The sequence below is a fragment of the Idiomarina abyssalis genome (genome assembly GCF_900116625.1).
Classification (GTDB): Bacteria; Pseudomonadota; Gammaproteobacteria; order Enterobacterales; family Alteromonadaceae; genus Idiomarina; species Idiomarina abyssalis.
In genome coordinates this window covers 453126-474565 of the sequence record NZ_FPBE01000001.1, presented here as the reverse complement: position 1 = coordinate 474565, position 21440 = coordinate 453126, and the positions used below count along the sequence as shown (strand labels likewise).

Sequence of the window (21440 nt, the reverse complement as noted above, 5' to 3'; positions counted from 1 at the left end):
CTTTATAGCCCATAACGTAATTTTAAATCTTCAGGGTACGGTTTCAGGTACCACTGACCTTCCAGGTACTCTTTTGGAAACTCTCTGAGATAATGTCGTATTAGTGTGAGTGGGGACATAAGCGGTAAAATACCGTCATGATACTGAAGAATTATGTCGCTCAGTTCTTCCCTGCGTCGCTGTTCAAGATCGGATTTAAAATAGCCCTGAATATGTTGAAGTACGTTGGTATGGTTTTTACGCGACGCCGGCTTAGCTAAAGCGTCCATAACGTCGACAATGTATTGTTGAGCAAATACGTCGTCAATAACATCCTGCTCGCCCAGACGTTTGCCCAGTTCACGGTAAGCCTGCTGGTTGTGAGCCAGCAACAGCAACTTGCAACTTTGGTGAAACTGCAAAAGCCAATGTTTTGAAAGGTTATTCCTAACTTCTTTCCACTGATTAAAAACATAGACGCGCATAACGAAGTTTTCGCGCAAGTGAGGGTCATTCAACCGCCCGTCTTCTTCTAAAGGTAACGCCGGATTATTCTCCTTAAGCCGGGCTGCAAAAATACCCATTCCCGCTTTTTGCGCATGGCCGGTTTCGGGATCATACAACTTAACACGCTCCATACCGCAACTGGGCGACTTAGCACAAAGAATATAGCCACTCAGCTCATCAACTTTAACCTGAACCTTGTCAGCAAAAGTCGCTAAGTCTTTTGTTACATTTTGCCCCGTCTTAGGCACCACCGCTTGAACAGTATCGTGCTGTTCAAGTCTGATGGTTGGTCTGGGCACCGGCATTCCTATTCCAACCTCCGGACAAAAACGTACAAGCTGAATGTATCGGCTTAGCTCATCGACACAGAAAGAAGATTTTTTATGTCCCCCATCAAACCTGACTTCGTCACCCATCAAACAGGAACTGATACCGACCTTTAGTTTCACAATGTTATCCTTATTCACGTTTCCTGATGATAACCTACGGTATATCGCTAAAAATAGTTTGTCATTTACAAGATAAAAAAGATCCAACAAGACCCGCGCCGACGTAATGTTTGTTAAATGTTCAAAGTCGCTAACCAAATGAGGTTATATGCAGCAGTATCAGCAGTTACCGCTATTCCCGCTCACAGCGCATATAATGCCGGGCGGGCGCATGAAACTAAAAGTGTTCGAGCCTCGCTATACTCGGTTAGTTAAAGAGTGTCTGCAGAACGACAGCGAATTTGTTGTAGCCATGTTCAATAATGAACATGCCGCGACATCTGCTGACTATTTGCTGCCTTATGCAACCACAGTAAAAATCATTGATTTTGAACCGCGAGATGACGGCTTATTAGGTATTACCGTTGAAGGCAAAAACCGGGTTCGAATCGATGAACACTGGTCGGAAAATGACAAGCTCAGGTTCGGCAAAATTGAGTACCTTGAGAACTGGCCGGAACTTGCGCTTGATGCAACCTCAAATAAGTTAAAGACCCGGCTTCAAGAAGCTTTTGAAACCTACCCGGAACTTTCTGAACTGCTGCCTGACCTGGGCTACGAAAATCTTGACTGGATCTGTTCACGTTGGCTTGAAATACTGCCATTGGATGTTTACACCAAACAAGAACTTATTCGATGCGAAAATTGTCTTAAAGCAAAGGAATATCTGCTAGACTTAATTCGTTAATTGAATAAATATTCTGCCATCCGGGTGATCTTTTTTTTTAGCACCCCGTAATAGTTAGAACTAGTGAACAAAAGTAGCAGGTCTAATTATGCAAATGATGTCAGAAAGAACATCGACTCGGGGGTCTATGACTACCACCCAGACAGACGCTGCAGATAGAGCAGCGGAACTGCTGGCAAAGATCGCAGAAAATAGAAGTCGTGCTGCCTTTAGTGAACTTTTCAGGCAATTTGCACCAAAACTGCAATCCTACGCTACAAGACAATTTGGTAATGAACAAACCGCTATGGACTTAGTCCAGGAAACCATGACAAACGTCTGGCATAAAGCGCATTTGTTCAAGCCTGACCGTGGTTCACCTTCTACATGGATATTTACCATAGCGCGTAATATTCGTTTTGACTTACTCCGTAAGAACAAAAAACGTAAAGACGATATTAGTGCCGATGAACTATGGCCTATCCTCTCTGAACAAAACGACAGTCTCGATGACGGTTATGCGTTAGATCATGATGTGTTAATGCAGGAAATTTCGTTTTATTACGCACAACTGCCTGACGCACAACGCGTTGTTATAGAAAAGATTTATATTGAAGGCAAGTCCCAACAAGAAGTATCCGATGCACTGGGAGTGCCTTTAGGGACAATTAAGTCCCGTACTCGTCTAGCATTAAAAAAATTGAAAGAGTTGATAGTCGATGATAATTAAATCACATCCAGGCGAAGGCCTTTTATACCAGTACGCTGCAGGTGACTTAAGTGCAGCGATGACGCTTGTCGTTGGGACACACATCGATATGTGTAAAGCATGTCGTCAAACAGTGTGTGAAATTGAACAAAAGCTGTGTGAAGAAAACCTGGATACTCTTGTTAGTGTCGCCAGCACTACCATGAGCAAGTCTCAGTGCGATCAAATGCTGGAAGCTATCTTTGCGTCTTCAGCATGTAACAAGCAAACTCGTCAGCCAAATGAGATACTTTCTCTGGAAGGTCGTCGATTCACTTTGCCCCGCACTTTAGCTCACAATAGCCATCGTATTGGTGAATGGTCTAAGCTGGTCGGAAAACTCTGGAGAGCACCTTTGACGTTGGATAACGGTAACCAAACTAACCTTATCTATATGGCACCCGGTGCAAAAGTGCCTGAGCATACGCACAAAGGTCAGGAAGCGACATTGGTCATTGATGGCGTTTTTAACGATGAAAAAAGTGAATACCGGGATGGTGACTTTGTTTTGTTGGATCCAAGCAGAACGCATACACCGGAGACACAGGATGAAGATTGCTTAACTTTGGCAACATTAGATGCACCACTGCATTTTACTTCTGGCATCAGTCGTTTATTAAACCCCTTTAGCCAGTTGTTCTTTCGCTAATTCAAGTAATAAAATTTAGTACCTAAATACGAAAAGAGCCTGAAGTTAACCTTCAGGCTCTGCGTTTTCTACACGGCTTTTAAATTTTTGCCCGGGTTTAAAAGTAACCACGCGACGCGCCGAAATTGGAATTTCTTCACCCGTTTTAGGATTACGGCCAGGGCGCTGATTTTTGGTTCGCAGTTCAAAGTTGCCAAAACCTGACAACTTCACTTGCTCCCCTTTTTCCAAAGCAACTCTGATTTCTTCAAAAAAATCTTCAACCAACACTTTGGCATCTTGTTTACTAATACCGTATTTGTCGAACAGTACTTCCGCCAATTCTGCTTTGGTCAGCGCCATAGTTTAATCCCTCAATGTTGCATTAAACTCACTCTTTAATGTCTCAATAAATTTCGTCATAAGCTCAGTGACCTCGGCTTCTTCAAGCGTCTTGTCGCTGTCTTGTAATGTCACAGACAGTGCCAAGCTCTGCTTACCTTCTGGTACACCGTCGCCGACATAAACATCAAACAAGTTTAGGTCAACTAACTGTTTTACGCCAACATTTTCCATCGCAGCTATCAGCTCACCCGCCGCAATATGCTTATCAACGACGACAGCAAGGTCCCTGCGAATGGATGGATAGCGAGAGACGGGCTTTGCCAACGGTAAAGGTCGTTGAGTCACAGCTGATAACGACAACTCGAAAACAAAGGTGCGTTGATTAAGACCGAGAGCCTTATCAAACTTCGGATGTAAAGCACCGATGTCACCAACTTTTTCAGAGCCATGGTAAATAGCCGCCGACTGCCCCGGATGCAAAGCCGGGTTTTGCGACGCAACAAACCGAAATTCAGCTGAATTACCCGTTTGAGCTAACAGGGCTTCGACATCCCCTTTCACGTCATAAAAGTCAACGCTGCGATCACCTTCAGACCAATGCTCTGAATGCGCTTTACCAGACCGTATACCGCTGATTACCGCTTCCTGACGAACGCCATTTTCTGCCGACTCATCGGGGATAAAACGTAATCCCGTTTCAACAAAAGCTAAAACAGCCTGTTGACGCTTCTGGTTATGAGCAACCGCGCCGACTAAGCCCGGCCACAAGCTCACACGCATAGAAGACATATCCACTGAAATTGGGTGTGGCAAGGTCAGTGCTGCAGTTTCATCAAACATTAACGCCTGGTGTTTAGGATCAACAAAGCTGTAAGTTATTGCTTCCTGATAACCACGGCAGACCATAGCATCAATCAGTTTGTGAGTACTAAGCTCGCCTTCTTTACGCTCTGTCATGCGCAGTTGAGCTGCAGGAGGCGCTGCCTGAATTGAGTTGTAACCGTAGATACGGGCAACTTCTTCAATCAAGTCTTCTTCTATACTCAAGTCAAAGCGGTATGAAGGAATACCGACTTGCCATTGCTGGCCGTCAAATGAAACATCAAAGCCTAAACGCTCTAAAATTTCGGTAACGCTATCGTCAGCAATGCTAACGCCTAACACTTTTGCTAAGCGGCTAATTCTTAGTGTGATATCCGAGCGTTGTGGTAAAAACTCTTCTGACACCGCTTCGGTTACCGGCCCCGCTTCACCACCGCAAATTGCCAACAATAATTCTGTGGCTCTCTCCATAGCAGCGCGCTGCAACTGGGGGTCTACGCCGCGCTCGTAACGATGCGAAGCGTCGGTATGCAAACCATAACGGCGGGCTTTTCCTAAAATAGCATCCGGTGCGAAGAACGCACTTTCCAGAAAGATGTTCTTGCTGTTTTCAGTAACACCGCTGTTCTTACCACCGTAAACACCAGCCATTGCTAATGCTTTGTTATCATCGGCAATAACCAGGGTATCCTCATCCAACTCAACGTCTTGATCATCAAGCAAAGTAAGCTGTTCTTTAGGCTGGGCTAAACGAACCGTTATGTCGCCCTCTAACGCATCTAAGTCGAACGCATGCATTGGGTGACCCAGCTCTAGCAACACGTAGTTAGTGATATCAACGACCGGATCAATGCTGCGAATACCACTACGTCTTAATTTCTCTGTCATCCAGACCGGCGTTGGGCGGGTTAAATCCACACCCTTAACAACCCGGCCTAAATAACGCGGACATTGCTCTGCAGCCGACAAAGTAATACTTAGTGCGTCATCAATAGTCGCTTTCACTTCACTGCTTTGTGGTGCTGACACATCCATACGATTCAACACACCCACCTCACGCGCTATACCTCTAATACTCAGGCAGTCACCACGGTTAGGTGTTAAGTCAATATCGATACTGTTGTCATCAAGCTGCAGGTACTTACGATAATCTTCGCCTACCGGAGCATCTGTTGGTAGCTCGATAATGCCTTCATGTTCATCAATCAGACCTAACTCTTTAAACGAACACAGCATTCCGTTTGATGGCTGACCACGCAGTTTTGCTTTTTTGATTTTGAAGTCTCCGGGTAAAACTGCACCGACTTTAGCAACAGCAACTTTAATGCCCTGGCGGCAGTTCGGCGCACCACAAACAATATCAACAGGCTCGCTTTCGCCAACGTTAACTTTGGTAATTTGTAGTTTATCTGCGTCCGGGTGAGGACCACATTCAATCACTTCACCAACGACGACAGTATGGAATTCATCGGCAACCGGCTCAACAGCATCTACTTCAAGACCTGCCATGCTGAGCTGCTCACTCAATTCATGACTGCTGATGTCGGGGTTAACCCATTCCCTTAACCATTGTTCACTGAATTTCATTGCTTACTGCCCGTTAGTTGAATTGTTTGAGGAAACGCAGATCGTTCTCGAAGAACGCACGTAAGTCATTCACGCCGTAGCGCAACATGGTAAGACGCTCAACGCCCATACCAAACGCAAAGCCGGTGTACTTTTCCGAATCAATGCCTACCGCCTTCAATACGTTTGGGTGCACCATGCCGCAACCTAAAACTTCTAGCCATTTACCGTCTTTACCCATTACATCAACTTCTGCTGAAGGTTCGGTAAACGGGAAGTACGAAGGTCTGAAACGCACCGTCAGCGACTCTTCGAAAAAGTGATTCAGGAAGTCTTCTAAAATTCCTTTTAATTGCGTAAAGCTGACATCGGTATCAACCATTAACCCTTCGACCTGGTGAAACATTGGCGTGTGGGTCTGATCGTAATCGTTCCGGTACACACGGCCCGGAGAAATGATACGCAATGGAGGTTTTTCATTCTCCATAGTACGAATTTGCACACCAGAGGTTTGTGTACGCAGCATTGTTGAGGGAGTGAAATAAAACGTATCGTGATCAGCTCGAGCCGGATGATTCGCTGGAATATTCAGCGCATCGAAGTTATGAAAACCGTCTTCTACTTCCGGACCTTCTTTTACGCTAAAACCTAAGTCACCGAAAAACTGTTCAATACGACGAATAGTCTGAGTAACCGGATGCACACCACCTACTGCTGAATGCCGTCCGGGCAGAGTAACGTCTATCCGCTCCGCTTCCAGCTTTTGTGCTAACTCAGCCGCTTTCAATAGTTCTTTACGAGCATTGATACTCGTCTGAACTTGCTGTTTGGCTTCGTTAATTTTCTGTCCGGCTTCCCGACGTTCAGACGGATCCAGCTTACCCAAGCCTTTTAAAAGCTCGGTAAGCTGTCCTTTTTTGCCCATATACTCGACGCGGACTTCGTCTAACGCAGTCGGTGAATCTGCGGCCGCAATGGCCGATTCAGCCTGCTCAACAATTTGCTCTAGCTGCATCGTATCCCTCAACAACACAAGATAAATAATAAAGGCGCTATAATAGCGAATTTTCAATGAAAAAGGGAGCCAATTGGCTCCCTTCTGAATCTGTTTATTCTAACCAATAAAGGTCTTGAATAATTACAGTGCGCCTTTTGCTTTCTCAACCAAAGCGGCAAAACCGTTTTGATCATGAACAGCGATATCGGCTAAGATTTTACGATCGATTTCAATAGATGCTTTTTTCAGACCATTGATAAAGCGGCTGTAAGACAGACCGTTTTGACGAGCCGCAGCATTGATACGAACAATCCATAATTGACGGAATTGACGTTTCTTGTTGCGACGGTCACGGTATGCGTATTGACCTGCTTTAGTTACTGCCTGGACCGCTACGCGATAAACGCGACTACGGGCACCATAATAACCTTTCGCCTGCTTCAGGACTTTTTTGTGACGCGCTCTCGCGATTACACCACGTTTTACTCGTGCCATTTGCTATCTCCCCTTATGCGTACGGTAACATGCGAGCGACTAATTGAACGTCGGCCTCATGGACCATGTTCTTCGCGCGAAGCTGACGCTTACGCTTAGGGCTCTTCTTAGTCAGAATGTGACGCAAGTGAGATTGCTTGCACTTAAAACCACCAGAAGCAGTCTTCTTAAAGCGCTTGGAAGCGCCTTTGTTCGATTTCATTTTTGGCATGAAATTAAACTCCGCATTGTTGATAAAAGTGTGAAAGGGTGAGCCTGACAATCAGACTACTTGTAAACCACGATCACTTCTTGTTGGGTGCCAAGACCATAATCATCTGGCGCCCTTCGGCACGTCTTGGGAACGACTCAACAATTGAGATTTCTTCTAAATCGTTTTTAACGCGATTCAGCAATTCAATGCCCAACTCTTGGTGTGCCATTTCCCGGCCACGGAAACGGATAGTGACTTTGGTTTTGTCACCTCCCTCGAGGAAACGACGCAGGTTGCGCAGTTTTACCTGGTAGTCGCCCTCATCAGTACCAGGTCGGAACTTAACTTCCTTAACCTGAATCTGTTTCTGTTTTTTCTTCTGCTCTTTCTGTTCTTTACTCTTTTCAAAGAGGAACTTGCCGTAATCCATCAGGCGGCAGACTGGTGGTTCTGCGTTAGGGCTCATCTCCACCAAATCAACACCAGCTTCTGCTGCTGCATCAAGAGCCTCGTTAATACTGACGACACCAGCTTGTTCACCATCGGTTCCGATTAAGCGAACTTCATCAACGCCTGTAATTTGTTCGTTGATACGGTTTTTATCTGCAGCTTTCTGAGTTCTTTTTCCGCCTTTAATGGTTTATTCCTCCAAACAATTAATCAATTTTGCGAGTACGGACTTCGTCCTCTACACGAGTAATGAAGTCTTCTAACGGGAATTTGCCCAAGTCTTCACCACCACGTGTACGTACCGCAACCTCACCAGCTTCGACTTCTTTGTCGCCGACAACCAGTAAATATGGAACACGTTTTAATGTGTGTTCACGGATTTTAAAGCCTATCTTCTCATTTCTCAAGTCGGCTGATGCACGAATTCCCTTTTCGTTCAGGGTTTTGACAACTTTTCGCACATAATCGCTTTGATTATCCGTGATATTCATTAATACAACTTGCGTTGGCGACAACCACAACGGGAAGTGCCCTGCGTACTCTTCAATAAGAATACCCATAAAGCGTTCAAGTGAGCCCAAAATAGCGCGGTGAATCATAACTGGCGTATGTCGCTCGTTATCTTCGCCCACGTAAGTAGCGCCTAAACGCCCTGGCAACGCAAAATCGAGCTGTATTGTACCACATTGCCAGGCTCTGCCCAGACAATCGAACAAAGTAAATTCTATTTTCGGACCATAAAAGGCCCCTTCACCCGGTAAATAAGAGAAATCGATGTCATTATTCTTCAGAGCCTGAGCCAATGCTGTTTCAGAACGATCCCAGGTAGCATCGTCGCCTAAGCGTTTTTCAGGGCGCGTTGAAAGCTTCACATCAATGTTCTCGAAACCAAAGGTTTTGTAGGTTTCATAAACCATTCTGATGCAACCCGCGACTTCTTCCTGAACCTGCTCTTCAGTACAGAAAATGTGCGCATCATCTTGTGTAAAACCACGAACACGCATCAGGCCGTGCAAAGCACCTGAAGGTTCATTACGGTGACAGCTACCAAACTCAGCCATACGTAACGGCAAATCACGGTAAGATTTCAAGCCCTGATTAAAGATTTGAACATGGCCCGGGCAGTTCATTGGCTTAACGGCGTATTCGCGGTTTTCCGATGAAGTGGTGAACATCAGTTCTGAGAATTTCTCCCAGTGACCCGATTTTTCCCACAATACCCGGTCCATCATCATAGGACCTTTGACTTCCTGATAGTCATACTCGCGCATCTTCTCGCGAATGTAAGTTTCCAGCTCACGGAAAATTGTCCAGCCGTTGTGGTGCCAGAAAACCATACCCGGCGCTTCTTCCTGCCAGTGGAATAAATCCTGAGCTTTAGCAATTTTACGGTGGTCGCGCTTTTCTGCTTCTTCTAAACGCTGTAAATAGGCTTTTAACTGTTTTTTATCTGCCCAGGCCGTACCGTATATACGCTGCAGCATTTTGTTGTCAGAGTCACCGCGCCAGTATGCGCCGGCCATTTTCATAATTTTAAAATGTTGGCAAAATTTCATGTTTGGCACATGAGGGCCACGACACATGTCGACGTATTCTTCGTGATGATAAAGCCCCGGGTTGGCATCGGTTGGGATGTCTTCGTCCAGGATCTCTATTTTATAAGGTTCATGGCGTTCTACGAAAGTTTCACGGGCTTCTTTCCAACTGACCTTTTTCTTAATAACGGCATATTCCGTTTTAGCCAGTTCTTTCATCCGCTTTTCAAGCTTTTCCAGGTCTTCCTGAGTGAAAGTGTGATCAACGTCGATGTCGTAGTAAAAGCCATTATCGATGACCGGACCAATAGCCATTTTCGCATCTGGCCACAGCTGTTTTACCGCGTGCCCCATTAAGTGAGCACAAGAGTGACGAATAATGTGTACGCCGTCGTCATCTTTTGGTGTCACAATTTCAATGCGAGCGTCGTGCTCGATGACTTCACAGGCATCAACCAGCTCACCGTCAATACGGCCAGCGACCGTTGCTTTAGCAAGGCCAGCGCCAATATCGGCAGCCACTTCCATAATGCTTACGGGTTTATCGAATTCGCGTTGACTTCCGTCAGGGAGAGTAATTACAGGCATGAAACTTCCTTTCCAACCAGTGGTGACACCTACCAAGTGCCACGTGCTCTATTTTTGGTTTTAACTGTTCTATAGAAAAAACCTACGAAATTTTTTGCGTTCGGTACCATCGAACGCGAGACGCTACTATAATCGACCGCTTACATTTGAGCAACCGCCGAGCCTGTTTTGACATCAGACATTGCCGGAGAATTGACCGGGCAACTTGCCGCTTTATTAGCCGCCAGTTTTTGGGCTGTCGCCACGCTGCTGTATCACCGCGCCGGTAGTCATTTCTCGCCCTTACAAATGAATTTGGTTAAAGGCGTTATTGCAACTCCCCTGCTTTTGATTGTGAGCCTGTTACTAGGTAACTCGCTGGAACTCAATTCCGGCCTTTGGTTACTTGCCCTAAGCGGTATTATAGGTATTACCATTGGCGACAGTTGTCATTTTGCCGCTCTGCGCCGTTTAGGACCCTGGCACGCTATGTTACTGGAGTACCTGGCACCGCCACTGGCTGCATTCATGGCCTGGTTATTCTTGAATGACGGTCTATCCACCATTGAAATTACCGGTGCAGTCATAACCTTAAGCGGCGTTCTGTGGGTCGTTACAGAAAAAGCCCCTGACAAACAACCTGCGCTTTCTTTATCTGGTATCTTTTTCGGTTGCGGCGCGGCGCTCTGTCAGGCCACCGGGTTAGTCATGGCTTTTGCGGTACTAATGCAGTCGAATGTTAACGCTATTGATGCGGCATTTGTGCGTCTTGCCGCAGGGTCTTTGTTGCTTGCCATAATTGTCGGGCTTTCAAAGCGAGGCGCGTACAACGCAATCATAAAACAAGTTCGCTCTATCAATCCGTTGCCACTGCTCGGCGCCATTGTATTCGGTACATTTCTGGCTATTTGGTTACAGCAAATTTCAATCGCCAATATCAACCCGGGTCTTACCCAAACCTTGCTATCCACCGCACCACTCTTTTTAATACCGATATCTTTACTGAAAAAACAACGAATTACCCCACGTTCTATAGCCGGAGCCCTAATCTCATTGGGCGGAATCAGTATTTTATTTCTATAGTAAGACGTAGAACCTTATTTCGTTGAGGATGCGAGGATAAACACTGACATCCCGGCAAAGGAGTTACCAATGAACGAAGAAAACTTACAAAGTGTGTCGGTGAAATGCCCGCACTGTGGTCACAATACTTTTTTGGATATTGACGCATCGGAGGGAAATCAGGACTATCAGGAAGAGTGTTCCGCCTGCGGTGACCTCATTCATGTTCAGTTACAGGTTGATGAAGTTAACCAACAGGCGCGCGTTAAAGTAGACGGCAACGACGAACAGTTTTACTGACGTTTAGCCAGCACCCGCTCAACGGTTTCAACAATAGTGATGGTTTGCTGATCAAGTTCAATGTTCAAACTGTCACCCACCTGCGTTGATTCTAAGTTGGTTAAGCGCAACGTTTCAGGAATTAAGTGCAGACTAAAGTAATTTGCGTCTACCTGACCTACCGTCAAACTCGCTCCATTAACTGCAATAAACCCTTTGGCAAACAAATACGGCGTGTATTGCTCCGGGAGTTCTACCCACATAGCGACATTATTGCCGGACGTATCAATTTTAGTCACTTTGCCCTGACAATGAATATGACCGGAAACCGCGTGCCCGCCAATTTCATCACCCACTTTAAGCGACCGCTCCAGGTTCACCGTATCCCCCTCGCTTAACAACCCCAGGTTCGTTAACCGCAAGGTTTCATCAATAACGTCAAAGTGCACCTGGGTATCGTTAAACTCAACCACAGTTAAACAGCAACCATTTATCGCAATACTTGCACCAATGGCCAAGTTTTGTAGAAATTGAGGTTCAGTTTTAATGACCAAGTGTCGAAAAGATCCTTGGTCAGAGACTGAAAATATCGTAGCTTGGGTTTGGACAATACCGGTAAACATCGATAAAACCTTGTTGCAAGGAATAAAATAATGAAGCGAAGTGTACTGATTTTCAGGCCTTTTGGCTATGTGTTAGTGGTCTTAGGATTATCTGCCTGCTCAGATGATCCCGGACTAACAGAGTACGCCGATAAGCTGAATAACCAAGTTCACAGTACACTCAACCTGCCTGCTCAAACGATACAGGCACCTAAGCCTCAATTGCAGTACCCTGCTAAACGCGATTTAGCGCATAATATTGAGCGAACCAGCATGGGGTTACTGGACAGTCTGCAGCTTAATCATTGCCAGTTAGGCCAGTTGATTGCCGAAAACAACAGCTCGCTGGGCAAGCTAAAAAATGGGTTCAGCCGCTACCATGCTGACCTGACAATGATTCAGGCACTCAATGAATGCATTGAACACCCTGATTCAACCGGTGTTAAAGACAAATTAAAAGAAGCTCTGGCGCATAAAGAGTCACAGCTTAAGAACAGCCTGGCGAACGCCTTTGCCCGCGACGACGGGCTCAGAAAAGCTTTGTCAGTAGGAAATAATTCGTTACCCAAAATACACGTTACCGAATACAACTACGCGGTAAATGCACTGGAACGTTTCACCCGCATACTGGAACGCTGGAGCTACACAAAAAAAGCGGATGACCCGGCAGAACTCATAAAAATGCTTGGCCGTTTAGAGCGTAGTAATTACCTTCCCGACCTTTACCGCACTATGCTGGACTACTCCTATAAATTGGAGAAAATGACCGAACTTCTGCCTGAAATTCCGCAATCGGTTTACTGCCAAAATGACCAAGTACCCGATAAAGCTCTGGAGCTGAAAAAAGCTTTTAACGCCATTTATATTGAAGAAATGCAAGGCGACATAGCGGAAATTATCGAACAGCATCAGCGTTTACTGATGACTCTTGAAAGTCTCGAAGGCATAGCACCTCAGCCCGAGTTAAAGACCTACATTGCAGAGTTGGGTACGCTCAGTAAAAAGCTCACCGATGCATCAGTGCATTTTGTTCGCCCGTGGCAGAGGTTTTACAGTGCCTGTGACTTTACGCCGGGCCTGGATTAAACGTAGCTGACTCAATTTACTGGCGCCGACTTTACGCTTACAGATGCCATATTTTAGTCAGACTGGGGTGTGGCTTACCTTGCTCTTTTTCATGAATTTCATTGATAACGTAGCGTAAACCAAGAAATACCCAGAGCCAGAAAGCCGCAAACAGTGTACCAACCATAATAACGATGACCGATGAACGCATCAAAATATCCACATGCAGAATATTAAACCCAAGCTGCGCGATGATACCCGCTATTCCGGCAAGAAAAAGAAGCCCGGCAAACGCCCGTATTACTCGTAAAAAATTTAACATGAAACCTCCTGAGTCTTTGCCGATTTCCCCCCTATCCCCTTTTATTGAAGCCGAAAAAGAAAATTTGAGCAAATTCAACGGGACTTAAGCGCAACACCTCTGGCTCTGTATTGAATAGAATTTCGACAAACAAATGGGTTTCATAAAAAATCACTTGCACCTGTTAGCGCAAATCACTAATATACCGCCCGTCTTAACGGCACTTCTAAATGTGCGTCCGTAGCTCAGTTGGTTAGAGCGCTGCCTTGACATGGCAGAGGTCGGTAGTTCGAGTCTACTCGGACGCACCATTTGAAAATCCCTCTCAAGTCTTCTAAATTCAATACTTTCAGCACGTTAAACTTTTCACCTAGAAGTTGACTAATGCATGACTCATTCGGGCATCATACTGGTAGCGTCAGCGGCACTTTTCTGGGGGTTGTCGGGCGGAATTGCCGGCGTTCTCATCAACAATGACTGGGATGCCCTGTTAATCTCTTTCTACCGCGGCGCAATTGGATTAGTATTTGTGCTTATTTGGCTGGCACTGAGGCCTCGCTACAGCGGTCTGGCCAATAGCCGGTTATGGTTATGGTCCGTCATTGCAGGACTGGGTGTAGCCGGTAACTTCGGTTTTTACTTCTTTAGTATTTCCGAAAGCAACGTTGCGGTTGCGGCAACCCTTATGTATTGCGCGCCAATATTTGTTTACCTGATTTCTTTTGCGCTCAAGCTGGAAAGCCCAACGCTCGTAAAATGGGCAGCAATTGCGTTAGTTATGGTAGGTGTTGTGCTGCTGACCCGAGTTTATCAAATGGAAGGGAACAGCATTACCCTGCTGGGTGTGGCAACGGGGTTACTCTCAGGACTGTCCCTGGCTCTTTTTATCTTCGGCTTTAAGTACGCCACTCAGCACGGCAGCCCGCAGGCCATTCTTACCATTGCTTTTTTAACCCTTGTTGTGGCGCTGGGTGTTCTGATAGATCCGGCAGAAGCAGCTCAGGTGCCGGGTTCGCTCGACTGGCCCCTATTTGCCATTATTGGGGTGCTTGGCGGCGGTGCATCCTTTATTTTGTATCTTATTGGTTTACGAAGAACACCACCGGCCTTAGCCTCTATTGTGGCCACAATAGAACCCGTCACGGCTTCGCTTTTCGGCGTAATTGTTTTAGGTGAAATACTGGCTTACTCACAAGTATTAGGCATGCTGCTTATTCTTGTCACTGTCACTGCTTTGGGTGTTTATTCCGGTAAAGAGTCATCTGATTAAACGGATTATCGCACTACCTTTTGCCTAAAGCCTGTTACAATACACCAAGAAACTTAAACCGAAAGTAGCCTCTTAATGCCTGACCAGACTCCAGCAAACACATCCGAAATTACTCAATTTAATCAGCTAGACTTAGCGCCAGCCTTAATCTCCAGACTGAATGAAATTGGTTATGAACAAATGACGCCAGTTCAGTCATTAAGCTTGCCAGTTATTCTGGATAATGCGGATGCGGTTGTACGGGCCAATACCGGTTCAGGAAAAACAACGGCTTTTGCGCTGGCTCTGCTGTCCAAGTTAAATACTAAAAGCTTTGCCCCACAAGCGTTAGTGCTTTGCCCTACACGCGAATTAGCTCATCAAGTTGCCGAAGAAGTTCGTAACTTAGCTAAATCTATGACGAACATAAAGGTATTAACCCTATGTGGTGGAGAGCCAAGCCGCATCCAGACCAGTTCCCTTGAGCATGGCGCTCATGTACTGGTTGGGACTCCCGGGCGTGTACTTGACCACCTTGAGCAACGAAATGTTGATTTGTCCGCGCTGAACACCTTCGTTCTCGACGAGGCTGACCGTATGCTCGAGATGGGGTTTCAGGAGAGCCTGAGCGCTATTGTTAAGCACATTCCTAAAGCGCGACAAACCCTGTTATTTAGTGCGACTTATCCAAAGAATATCGCGGCTTTGGCTGAGCAGGTAACAGCCAAAGCGACCAATATTAATGCGATTGAGGAAGCAGCAAGACCCAGGATTAAACAACACTTTTATGCAATGAACAACGAAGACAGCGCACAGCTGGTTATGAGCCTGTTAACTGAACATCAGCCAGAGAACGCTCTTGTTTTTTGCAACACAAAGAACGAAGTTAAGGACATACTCAGTACGCTGCAGGCAAATAAATTCAGCGTGTTAGCTTTGCACGGAGAGCTTGAACAAAAAGACCGTGATCAGGCAATTATACAATTCAGTAACGGCAGTGTGCGGGTACTTGTAGCAACCGATGTCGCTTCTCGCGGGTTAGATATTGCTGAACTCGACTTGGTTGTTAATGTTCATATGGCTCACGATTTAGATACCCATACCCACCGTATAGGCCGTACCGGCCGTGCCGGAAAAGAAGGTATGGCTATAACCTTAGTTTCCGCACAGGACGACTATAAAATGCGACTGCTGGAAGACACTTTCGCCGAGCCCATTCAGGTACAACCTGCACCAAACTTACCTGGCATTAAACCTCTGAAAGCGACTATGACAACGCTGCAAATAAGCGGCGGAAAGAAAGATAAATTAAGACCAGGTGACATTGTCGGAGCACTAACCAGAGACGATGTTCTGAGTGCAGACGATATTGGAAAAATAAAGCTGGAAAGTACGTTTGGTTTTGTTGCCGTACATTCTCGTTTGGCAAAACACGCTTTAGGTCTTATTGGTAACAATAAGATAAAGGGTAAGAAGTTTCGCGCAAAACTGCTTTAAATAATTCAGAGAATAAATAAAAAAACGGTGGCATTTTACCGCCACCGTTTTCACTTCTACTTTCCTGAGCTCAGCTTTTATTTCAGATCAAAACGATCTAGCTGCATGACTTTAGTCCATGCCTGAACAAAATCACCGACAAACTTCTGGTCTGCATCGCTCATTGCATAAACTTCTGCAACAGCACGCAATTCAGAGTTCGAACCAAAAATCAGGTCAACCGGCGTTGCTGTATATTTCTGCTCTCCGGTTTTACGGTCGTAACCTTCGTAGATAGCTTCATTGTCCGATGACTGCTTCCATTCGTTATCCATGCTTAGCAGGTTAACGAAAAAGTCATTACTTAATGTACCCGGCTTGTCAGTAAACACACCATGGTCACTGCCATCATAGTTAGCATCTAAAGTACGCAAACCACCGACTAATACGGTCATTTCCGGCACGGTTAAGGTTAACTGGTCAGCTTTATCGACCATGTGCTGAGCCGGCGGCACTCGGTTACCTTCAGCATAATAGTTGCGGAAGGCATCGGCTTTAGGTTCAAGGAAAGAAAACGAATTAACGTCGGTCATTTCCTGAGACGCGTCAGTGCGGCCCGGCTCAAACGGAACGGTCACATCATAGCCAGCGTCTTTCGCTGCTTTTTCAATAGCCGCTGCACCACCAAGAACAATAACGTCAGCTAACGACACTTGCTTGTCGCCTGATAACTCATCATTAAAGTCTTCCTGAACACCCTTCAATGTATTTAGCGCTTTCTTAAGTTCAGTTGGGTTATTCGCTTCCCAACTCACCTGAGGCTCTAATGCAATACGAGCGCCATTAGCACCACCACGCATGTCAGTACCGCGGAAGCTTGATGCCGATGCCCAGGCTGTGCGCACTAACTGAGGGACAGAAAGACCAGACTTCAGAATTACCGCTTTAAGCTGCTCAATTTCACCATCGTTAATCAGCTCAAAGTCCACTTCAGGGATAGGATCTTGCCATAGAAGATCTTCCTGCGGAGCCATATCGCCAAGATAACGCTGCTTAGGACCCATATCACGGTGCGTCAGCTTGAACCAGGCTTTGGCAAAGGCCAATTCAAACTCTTTAGGGTCTTCGTGGAAGCGCTTAGCGATTTTACGATACTCAGGGTCCTCTTTTAGCGAAAGGTCCGTCGTAAACATAATAGGTGCATGACGTTTGCCTTCAACATGCGCGTCCGGCACCAGCTCTGACGCCTGACCGTCAACAGGGATCCACTGAATAGCGCCGGCAGGACTCTTTGTCTGTTCCCACTCAAAACCAAACAAGTTATCCAGGTACTGAGTTGTCCATGCGGTTGGATTCACTGACCACGCACCTTCTAAACCACTGGTGATGGTGTCTTCAGCATTGCCCTTGCCACATTTGTTTTTCCAGCCCAGACCTTGCTCTTCAACGCCTGCGGCGGCAGGTTCTGCACCTAAGCAGTCTTCTGGCTTGTGTGCGCCGTGCGCCTTACCAAAGGTGTGTCCGCCGGCAATTAAGGCGACCGTTTCTTCGTCGTTCATTGCCATACGGCCAAAGGTGTCGCGTATATCTTTTGCTGCCAATAACGGGTCAGGTTTACCGTTTGGTCCTTCAGGGTTAACGTAAATTAAGCCCATCTGAACAGCTGCCAGAGGGTTTTCAAGTTCACGATCACCTGAGTAACGTTCGCCACCGCCTAACCATTCTTTTTCAGGCCCCCAGTAAACAATGTCGGGTTCCCATGCATCTTCGCGTCCACCGGCAAAACCGAAGGTTTCAAAGCCCATCGATTCAAGCGCAACGTTACCGGTTAACACCATTAAATCAGCCCAGGAAATATTCTTTCCATACTTCTGCTTAACCGGCCACAATAGGCGGCGCGCTTTATCCAGACTGACATTATCCGGCCAGCTGTTCAAAGGTTCAAAACGTTGCTGAGCGCCTGCGGCACCACCACGGCCGTCCTGAACCCGATAAGTTCCGGCTCCGTGCCAGGCCATACGAATAAAGAAAGGACCATAATGTCCGTAGTCGGCAGGCCACCAGTCCTGATCCGATGTCATTAGTTCTTCAATGTCTTTTTTGACTTGCTCTAGATCAAGCTGACTGAAAGCCTCAGCGTAATCAAAATCATCGCCATAAGGGTCTGACTCCGGGCTGTGTTGACGTAGAGGCTCTAAATTTAGCTTATTTGGCCACCAAAACTCGTTCGACTTAGGCTCAGGAGAATTCACCTCGTAAGATGAGTTTTCCTGGGCATTGGCAACACCTGATCCCACTGAAAGCGATATCGCAATCGCTACAGTAGAAAGTAAAGGTACTGTTTTATTAAACATGATTAATTACCCTTTTTGTTAGACACAGTAAGTGCGCTAGTAATATAGACTAAACGCGGTGTTTTGGGGGGCTCAGATAGATTCGAAAAATAGATTGAGCTAATCGAATAGTCAGCTTTAACGGCAAGAGTGATTTGAAAAATGTTAAGAAAGGTTAAAGATTAAGGTAAAAACGAAGAACCGCATATATACCTATTACAGAGTCATTTGTTAATACGGTGTGGGTTTTATCATGATTAAATACAAACAAAACTACTTAACACTCTGCTTGTGTACTGCCTTGACGTCTTTTGCCTTTTCCGCGCAAATCTCTGCAACTCCCCTTCAGCAGGAAGAAAATGAAACAGACGAAGAGTCTATGGAAAAAATTACCGTTATTGGTAGCAACATCAGCGGCGCTCAGGCAGCCGGAAGGCTTCCTGTTACTACCCTGAATGCGGACGACATAACCAATACCGGCGCGGTAACCGGAGACGAACTGCTCCGCTCTATTCCCCAAATTGGCGACATTAGCTTTAATAACGAACGGGCAATTGGTGGTGTTAACGACGCCCGTGGCGATGTCGCCTCAATTAACTTACGAGGTATAGGGACCGGTAATACCTTGACCTTACTGAACGGCCGTCGACTGGTTCTTCATCCGGGCACCCAGACTGAAAATTTCGTGCCTGTCACTACTGTCAATTCAAATACCCTGCCGGTTTCTGGTTTAAGACGGCTGGAAGTGCTTCGGGACGGTGCTTCCGCTCTTTACGGGACTGATGCTGTAGCCGGTGTCGTAAATTATGTTTTAAAAAAGGACACCACTCAAAGCCAGTTAAAACTCAATGCGGGAAATGCCGCTGGTACCTCAATGCAGCAATACTTGGTCAGTGGTTCTACCGGGCTGTTCTTTAACGATGATAAAAGCCATTTAAGTCTCTCTTTCGCTTACTACACCCGCGACGAGATAGGCGCTAACGAACGTTCCTACTCAGCCAGCGAAGACCGTCGCTTTAATGACAGAATACCGGACGAGTTTATAGGCGACACACAACTGGATAACCGCTCATTGTCCAGCCCCTGGGCCATTTTTGACGGTGAAAACATCGGCCGCTTTCATATACGCCCGGAATCTATGGGTGAATGCTTCCAGAGCTTATCCGACGATGTATGTGCCGCCGAAGGTTCTATCCCAAGAGACATGCGCTATGACTCGGCTCTTGAGGATCAGAGCATGACCTCTGCAATTGATCGAGCGAATTTGTTTGCTTATTTTACCCACAAACTTTCACCGGGTCTGGAGTTTTTCGGCGAAGCTTTATATTACGAAGCCATCTCGAAGCGTCGGCGAGAACAAAACGCTAACTTAACCGCACAGCGTTTTACCATAAGTGAAGACGCTGCATACAACCCTTTTGGCGAAACCGTCACTCTGCGTAACATCCGTCCAATGGATGTTGGCCCCAGAAGGATTGAAGTCGAAGACTCAAGTTACCGCGTGCTGGGAGGATTAAAGGGTTACTCAAATCAATGGGAGTGGGAATCAGCCTTGCTTTATTCCCGGGCTGACACTCTGGATACCGGATACAACAGAATTCGGGTTAGTGCACTGCAACAAGCGATTAACTCAACCAATATCGACGAAGCTTATAACCCTTTTATTGGTGGAGATCCAAATAATTTAAATAGCGGAACCTCAGTCTATAATTCACCGGAGGTGATAGCCGGACTGACCGAAGACATTACTCGTGACAGCTCTACCGAGCTTGCTCTTTGGGACTTTAAACTGTCCAATCCCGCATTGGCAAACTGGTATGCCGGAGATATAGGCATTGCCACCGGTGTTGAGTATCGTTACGAATCTTACGCTGATGATCGTCACCCCCTACTTGATGGTTCTAATCCATTTTACGATCAAATTACCGGCGAGCTTATGACAAACTCGGACGTACTGGGTAGCAGCTCAACGCCCGATGCTGAAGGAAGTCGCAATGTTTTTTCGGCCTACGCCGAACTCTTAGTCCCCTTGCATCAAACCTTCGATATGCAGTTAGCATTTCGTTATGAGAAGTTTTCTGATGTAGGCAGCGTCACCAAGCCAAAAATCGCGCTTAGCTGGTTGCCTGCTGAATGGCTGCAGCTGCGTGCGTCCTATTCCGGCGGTTTCCGCGCGCCTAACCTGCCTCAGGTCGTTGAGGAAAGCGTCTCCCGCACCAATACCAGAACCGATCCGGTAATCGACGATCGCTATGGGATAACTGAAGTTCGGGGCGGTAATAGTGAGCTGACTCCTGAAGACGATGAGATTTATAACTTTGGTATTGCGGTTACACCTTTTGATAACTTCCTTATTACGATAGACCGCTGGACCATTGAGCAAGAAGGTGTTGTTGGAATTTTAAACAGCCAGACTCATCTACTTTACGACTCCCTGTTACGCTCACAAGGCGAATCTAACCCTGCAGTTATACGCAACGACGACTTAGAAGTGGTTTACGTCAATAACCAATACGATAACTTAGAGGTTCGTGAAATTTCAGGGACAGATATAAGTATGAGCTACGAAGTAAATACGGAAGCACTAGGACGGTTTAACCTGTCTGTAAATGCCGCTCATTTGCGTAAATTTATGCAAACACCTGACCCAATAAGTGCCATTGTTTTAGAGGCACAAGAAAACGGTAACCCTGCGGTGCCCATTGACATACCGGTGGTTGGCGCCGGTGACTTAAGACAGATGAACGGTAACCCCAAATGGCGTTCCTTTGCTCAGCTTAACTGGGATTTAGGGAACTGGGGCGCAGGCATTCGGGTCAACTATATTGATGACTTTTATGAAACAAGCGTAACAACATCTTCAGGTGAAATGATGCCAATTGATAGCTGGACAACAATGGATATCTACCTTGATTACCACTTTAGTCAGAAGTCACTTGATGGCTTAAGCCTGCGGCTAGGCGCACGTAACCTTGCAAATAAAAAGCCCCCAATTGCAGATGAAAGCTTTGGTTACTTTTCCGATGTTCACTCGAACCGTGGGCGCTATACATACGCAACCTTATCATGGGCATTTTAGGAGAGTA

The 21440-nt window shown here is 46.2% G+C and carries 20 protein-coding genes and 1 tRNA gene; 10 read left to right on the top strand and 11 right to left on the bottom strand.

Annotated features, from left to right (window positions below):
* Window positions 1–2: 2 nt before the first annotated feature.
* Window positions 3–938: a YbgA family protein gene (locus BM359_RS02310; protein ID WP_054488507.1), complete on the bottom strand. Its 936-nt coding sequence runs from the start codon at window positions 936–938 to the stop codon at window positions 3–5.
* A 145-nt stretch (window positions 939–1083) separates the two neighbouring features.
* On the opposite strand from BM359_RS02310, the gene BM359_RS02305 reads away from it, so the two are divergent.
* From BM359_RS02305 to BM359_RS02295, 3 genes are all read left to right on the top strand, one after another.
* Window positions 1084–1662: an LON peptidase substrate-binding domain-containing protein gene (locus BM359_RS02305; RefSeq protein ID WP_054487571.1), complete on the top strand. Its 579-nt coding sequence runs from the start codon at window positions 1084–1086 to the stop codon at window positions 1660–1662.
* 88 nt (window positions 1663–1750) lie between these two features.
* Window positions 1751–2371 (top strand): sigma-70 family RNA polymerase sigma factor, encoded by a 621-nt coding sequence (locus tag BM359_RS02300; protein WP_054487569.1) that lies wholly within the window; start codon window positions 1751–1753, stop codon window positions 2369–2371.
* Window positions 2361–3038 (top strand): ChrR family anti-sigma-E factor, encoded by a 678-nt coding sequence (locus tag BM359_RS02295; protein WP_054487567.1) that lies wholly within the window; start codon window positions 2361–2363, stop codon window positions 3036–3038. The genes BM359_RS02300 and BM359_RS02295 overlap by 11 nt, the downstream gene beginning before the upstream one ends.
* Before the next feature lie 45 nt (window positions 3039–3083).
* On the opposite strand, the gene BM359_RS02290 is transcribed toward BM359_RS02295, so the two are convergent.
* The 7 genes from BM359_RS02290 to thrS all read right to left on the bottom strand — a co-directional run bounded on the left by BM359_RS02290 (window position 3084) and on the right by thrS (window position 10008).
* Complete coding sequence (locus BM359_RS02290; protein WP_054487565.1) at window positions 3084–3380, bottom strand: integration host factor subunit alpha; 297 nt, start codon at window positions 3378–3380, stop codon at window positions 3084–3086.
* 3 nt (window positions 3381–3383) lie between these two features.
* Window positions 3384–5771, bottom strand: coding sequence for a phenylalanine--tRNA ligase subunit beta (pheT, locus tag BM359_RS02285; protein WP_054487563.1), 2388 nt, complete (start codon window positions 5769–5771; stop codon window positions 3384–3386).
* Window positions 5772–5784: 13 nt separating this feature from the next.
* Window positions 5785–6765, bottom strand: coding sequence for a phenylalanine--tRNA ligase subunit alpha (pheS, locus tag BM359_RS02280; RefSeq protein WP_011234641.1), 981 nt, complete (start codon window positions 6763–6765; stop codon window positions 5785–5787).
* 123 nt (window positions 6766–6888) lie between these two features.
* Window positions 6889–7242 carry a 50S ribosomal protein L20 gene (gene rplT / locus BM359_RS02275; protein WP_011234642.1) on the bottom strand — a complete coding sequence of 118 codons (354 nt, stop codon included), beginning with the start codon at window positions 7240–7242 and terminating at the stop codon, window positions 6889–6891.
* 13 nt (window positions 7243–7255) lie between these two features.
* Window positions 7256–7453, bottom strand: coding sequence for a 50S ribosomal protein L35 (gene rpmI / locus BM359_RS02270; RefSeq protein ID WP_054487561.1), 198 nt, complete (start codon window positions 7451–7453; stop codon window positions 7256–7258).
* Window positions 7454–7526: 73 nt separating this feature from the next.
* Complete coding sequence (infC, locus tag BM359_RS02265) at window positions 7527–8072, bottom strand: translation initiation factor IF-3 (protein ID WP_011234644.1); 546 nt, start codon at window positions 8070–8072, stop codon at window positions 7527–7529.
* Between the two features lie 19 nt (window positions 8073–8091).
* Window positions 8092–10008 (bottom strand): threonine--tRNA ligase, encoded by a 1917-nt coding sequence (gene thrS, locus BM359_RS02260; protein ID WP_054487558.1) that lies wholly within the window; start codon window positions 10006–10008, stop codon window positions 8092–8094.
* A gap of 168 nt (window positions 10009–10176) precedes the next feature.
* On the opposite strand from thrS, the gene BM359_RS02255 reads away from it, so the two are divergent.
* Window positions 10177–11070: a DMT family transporter gene (locus BM359_RS02255; RefSeq protein ID WP_054487556.1), complete on the top strand. Its 894-nt coding sequence runs from the start codon at window positions 10177–10179 to the stop codon at window positions 11068–11070.
* Window positions 11071–11139: 69 nt separating this feature from the next.
* Window positions 11140–11349, top strand: a complete 210-nt coding sequence (locus BM359_RS02250) for a CPXCG motif-containing cysteine-rich protein (protein ID WP_054487553.1) — start codon at window positions 11140–11142, stop codon at window positions 11347–11349.
* On the opposite strand, the gene BM359_RS02245 is transcribed toward BM359_RS02250, so the two are convergent.
* Window positions 11343–11951 carry a riboflavin synthase gene (locus BM359_RS02245; protein ID WP_054487552.1) on the bottom strand — a complete coding sequence of 203 codons (609 nt, stop codon included), beginning with the start codon at window positions 11949–11951 and terminating at the stop codon, window positions 11343–11345. The genes BM359_RS02250 and BM359_RS02245 overlap by 7 nt on opposite strands.
* Before the next feature lie 30 nt (window positions 11952–11981).
* Between BM359_RS02245 and BM359_RS02240 the strand changes: the two genes are divergently transcribed.
* On the top strand, window positions 11982–13016 hold the full coding sequence (locus BM359_RS02240) for a DUF3080 domain-containing protein (RefSeq protein ID WP_054487550.1): 1035 nt from the start codon (window positions 11982–11984) through the stop codon (window positions 13014–13016).
* Window positions 13017–13053: 37 nt separating this feature from the next.
* Here the strand turns inward: BM359_RS02240 and BM359_RS02235 are convergent, their stop codons facing one another.
* Window positions 13054–13317 carry a hypothetical protein gene (locus BM359_RS02235; protein WP_054487548.1) on the bottom strand — a complete coding sequence of 88 codons (264 nt, stop codon included), beginning with the start codon at window positions 13315–13317 and terminating at the stop codon, window positions 13054–13056.
* A gap of 213 nt (window positions 13318–13530) precedes the next feature.
* On the opposite strand from BM359_RS02235, the gene BM359_RS02230 reads away from it, so the two are divergent.
* From BM359_RS02230 to dbpA, 3 genes are all read left to right on the top strand, one after another.
* Window positions 13531–13607 (top strand) — tRNA-Val (locus BM359_RS02230).
* Window positions 13608–13684: 77 nt separating this feature from the next.
* Entirely contained in the window at window positions 13685–14566 is an 882-nt protein-coding gene (locus BM359_RS02225; RefSeq protein ID WP_054487546.1) for a DMT family transporter, read from the top strand.
* A 75-nt stretch (window positions 14567–14641) separates the two neighbouring features.
* Window positions 14642–16042 carry an ATP-dependent RNA helicase DbpA gene (gene dbpA / locus BM359_RS02220; RefSeq protein ID WP_054487544.1) on the top strand — a complete coding sequence of 467 codons (1401 nt, stop codon included), beginning with the start codon at window positions 14642–14644 and terminating at the stop codon, window positions 16040–16042.
* A 77-nt stretch (window positions 16043–16119) separates the two neighbouring features.
* On the opposite strand, the gene katG is transcribed toward dbpA, so the two are convergent.
* A complete protein-coding gene (katG, locus tag BM359_RS02215) occupies window positions 16120–18375 on the bottom strand; it encodes a catalase/peroxidase HPI (protein WP_054487543.1) in 2256 nt (751 codons plus the stop codon).
* 232 nt (window positions 18376–18607) lie between these two features.
* On the opposite strand from katG, the gene BM359_RS02210 reads away from it, so the two are divergent.
* Window positions 18608–21433, top strand: coding sequence for a TonB-dependent receptor domain-containing protein (locus BM359_RS02210; RefSeq protein WP_054487541.1), 2826 nt, complete (start codon window positions 18608–18610; stop codon window positions 21431–21433).
* Window positions 21434–21440: the final 7 nt, after the last annotated feature.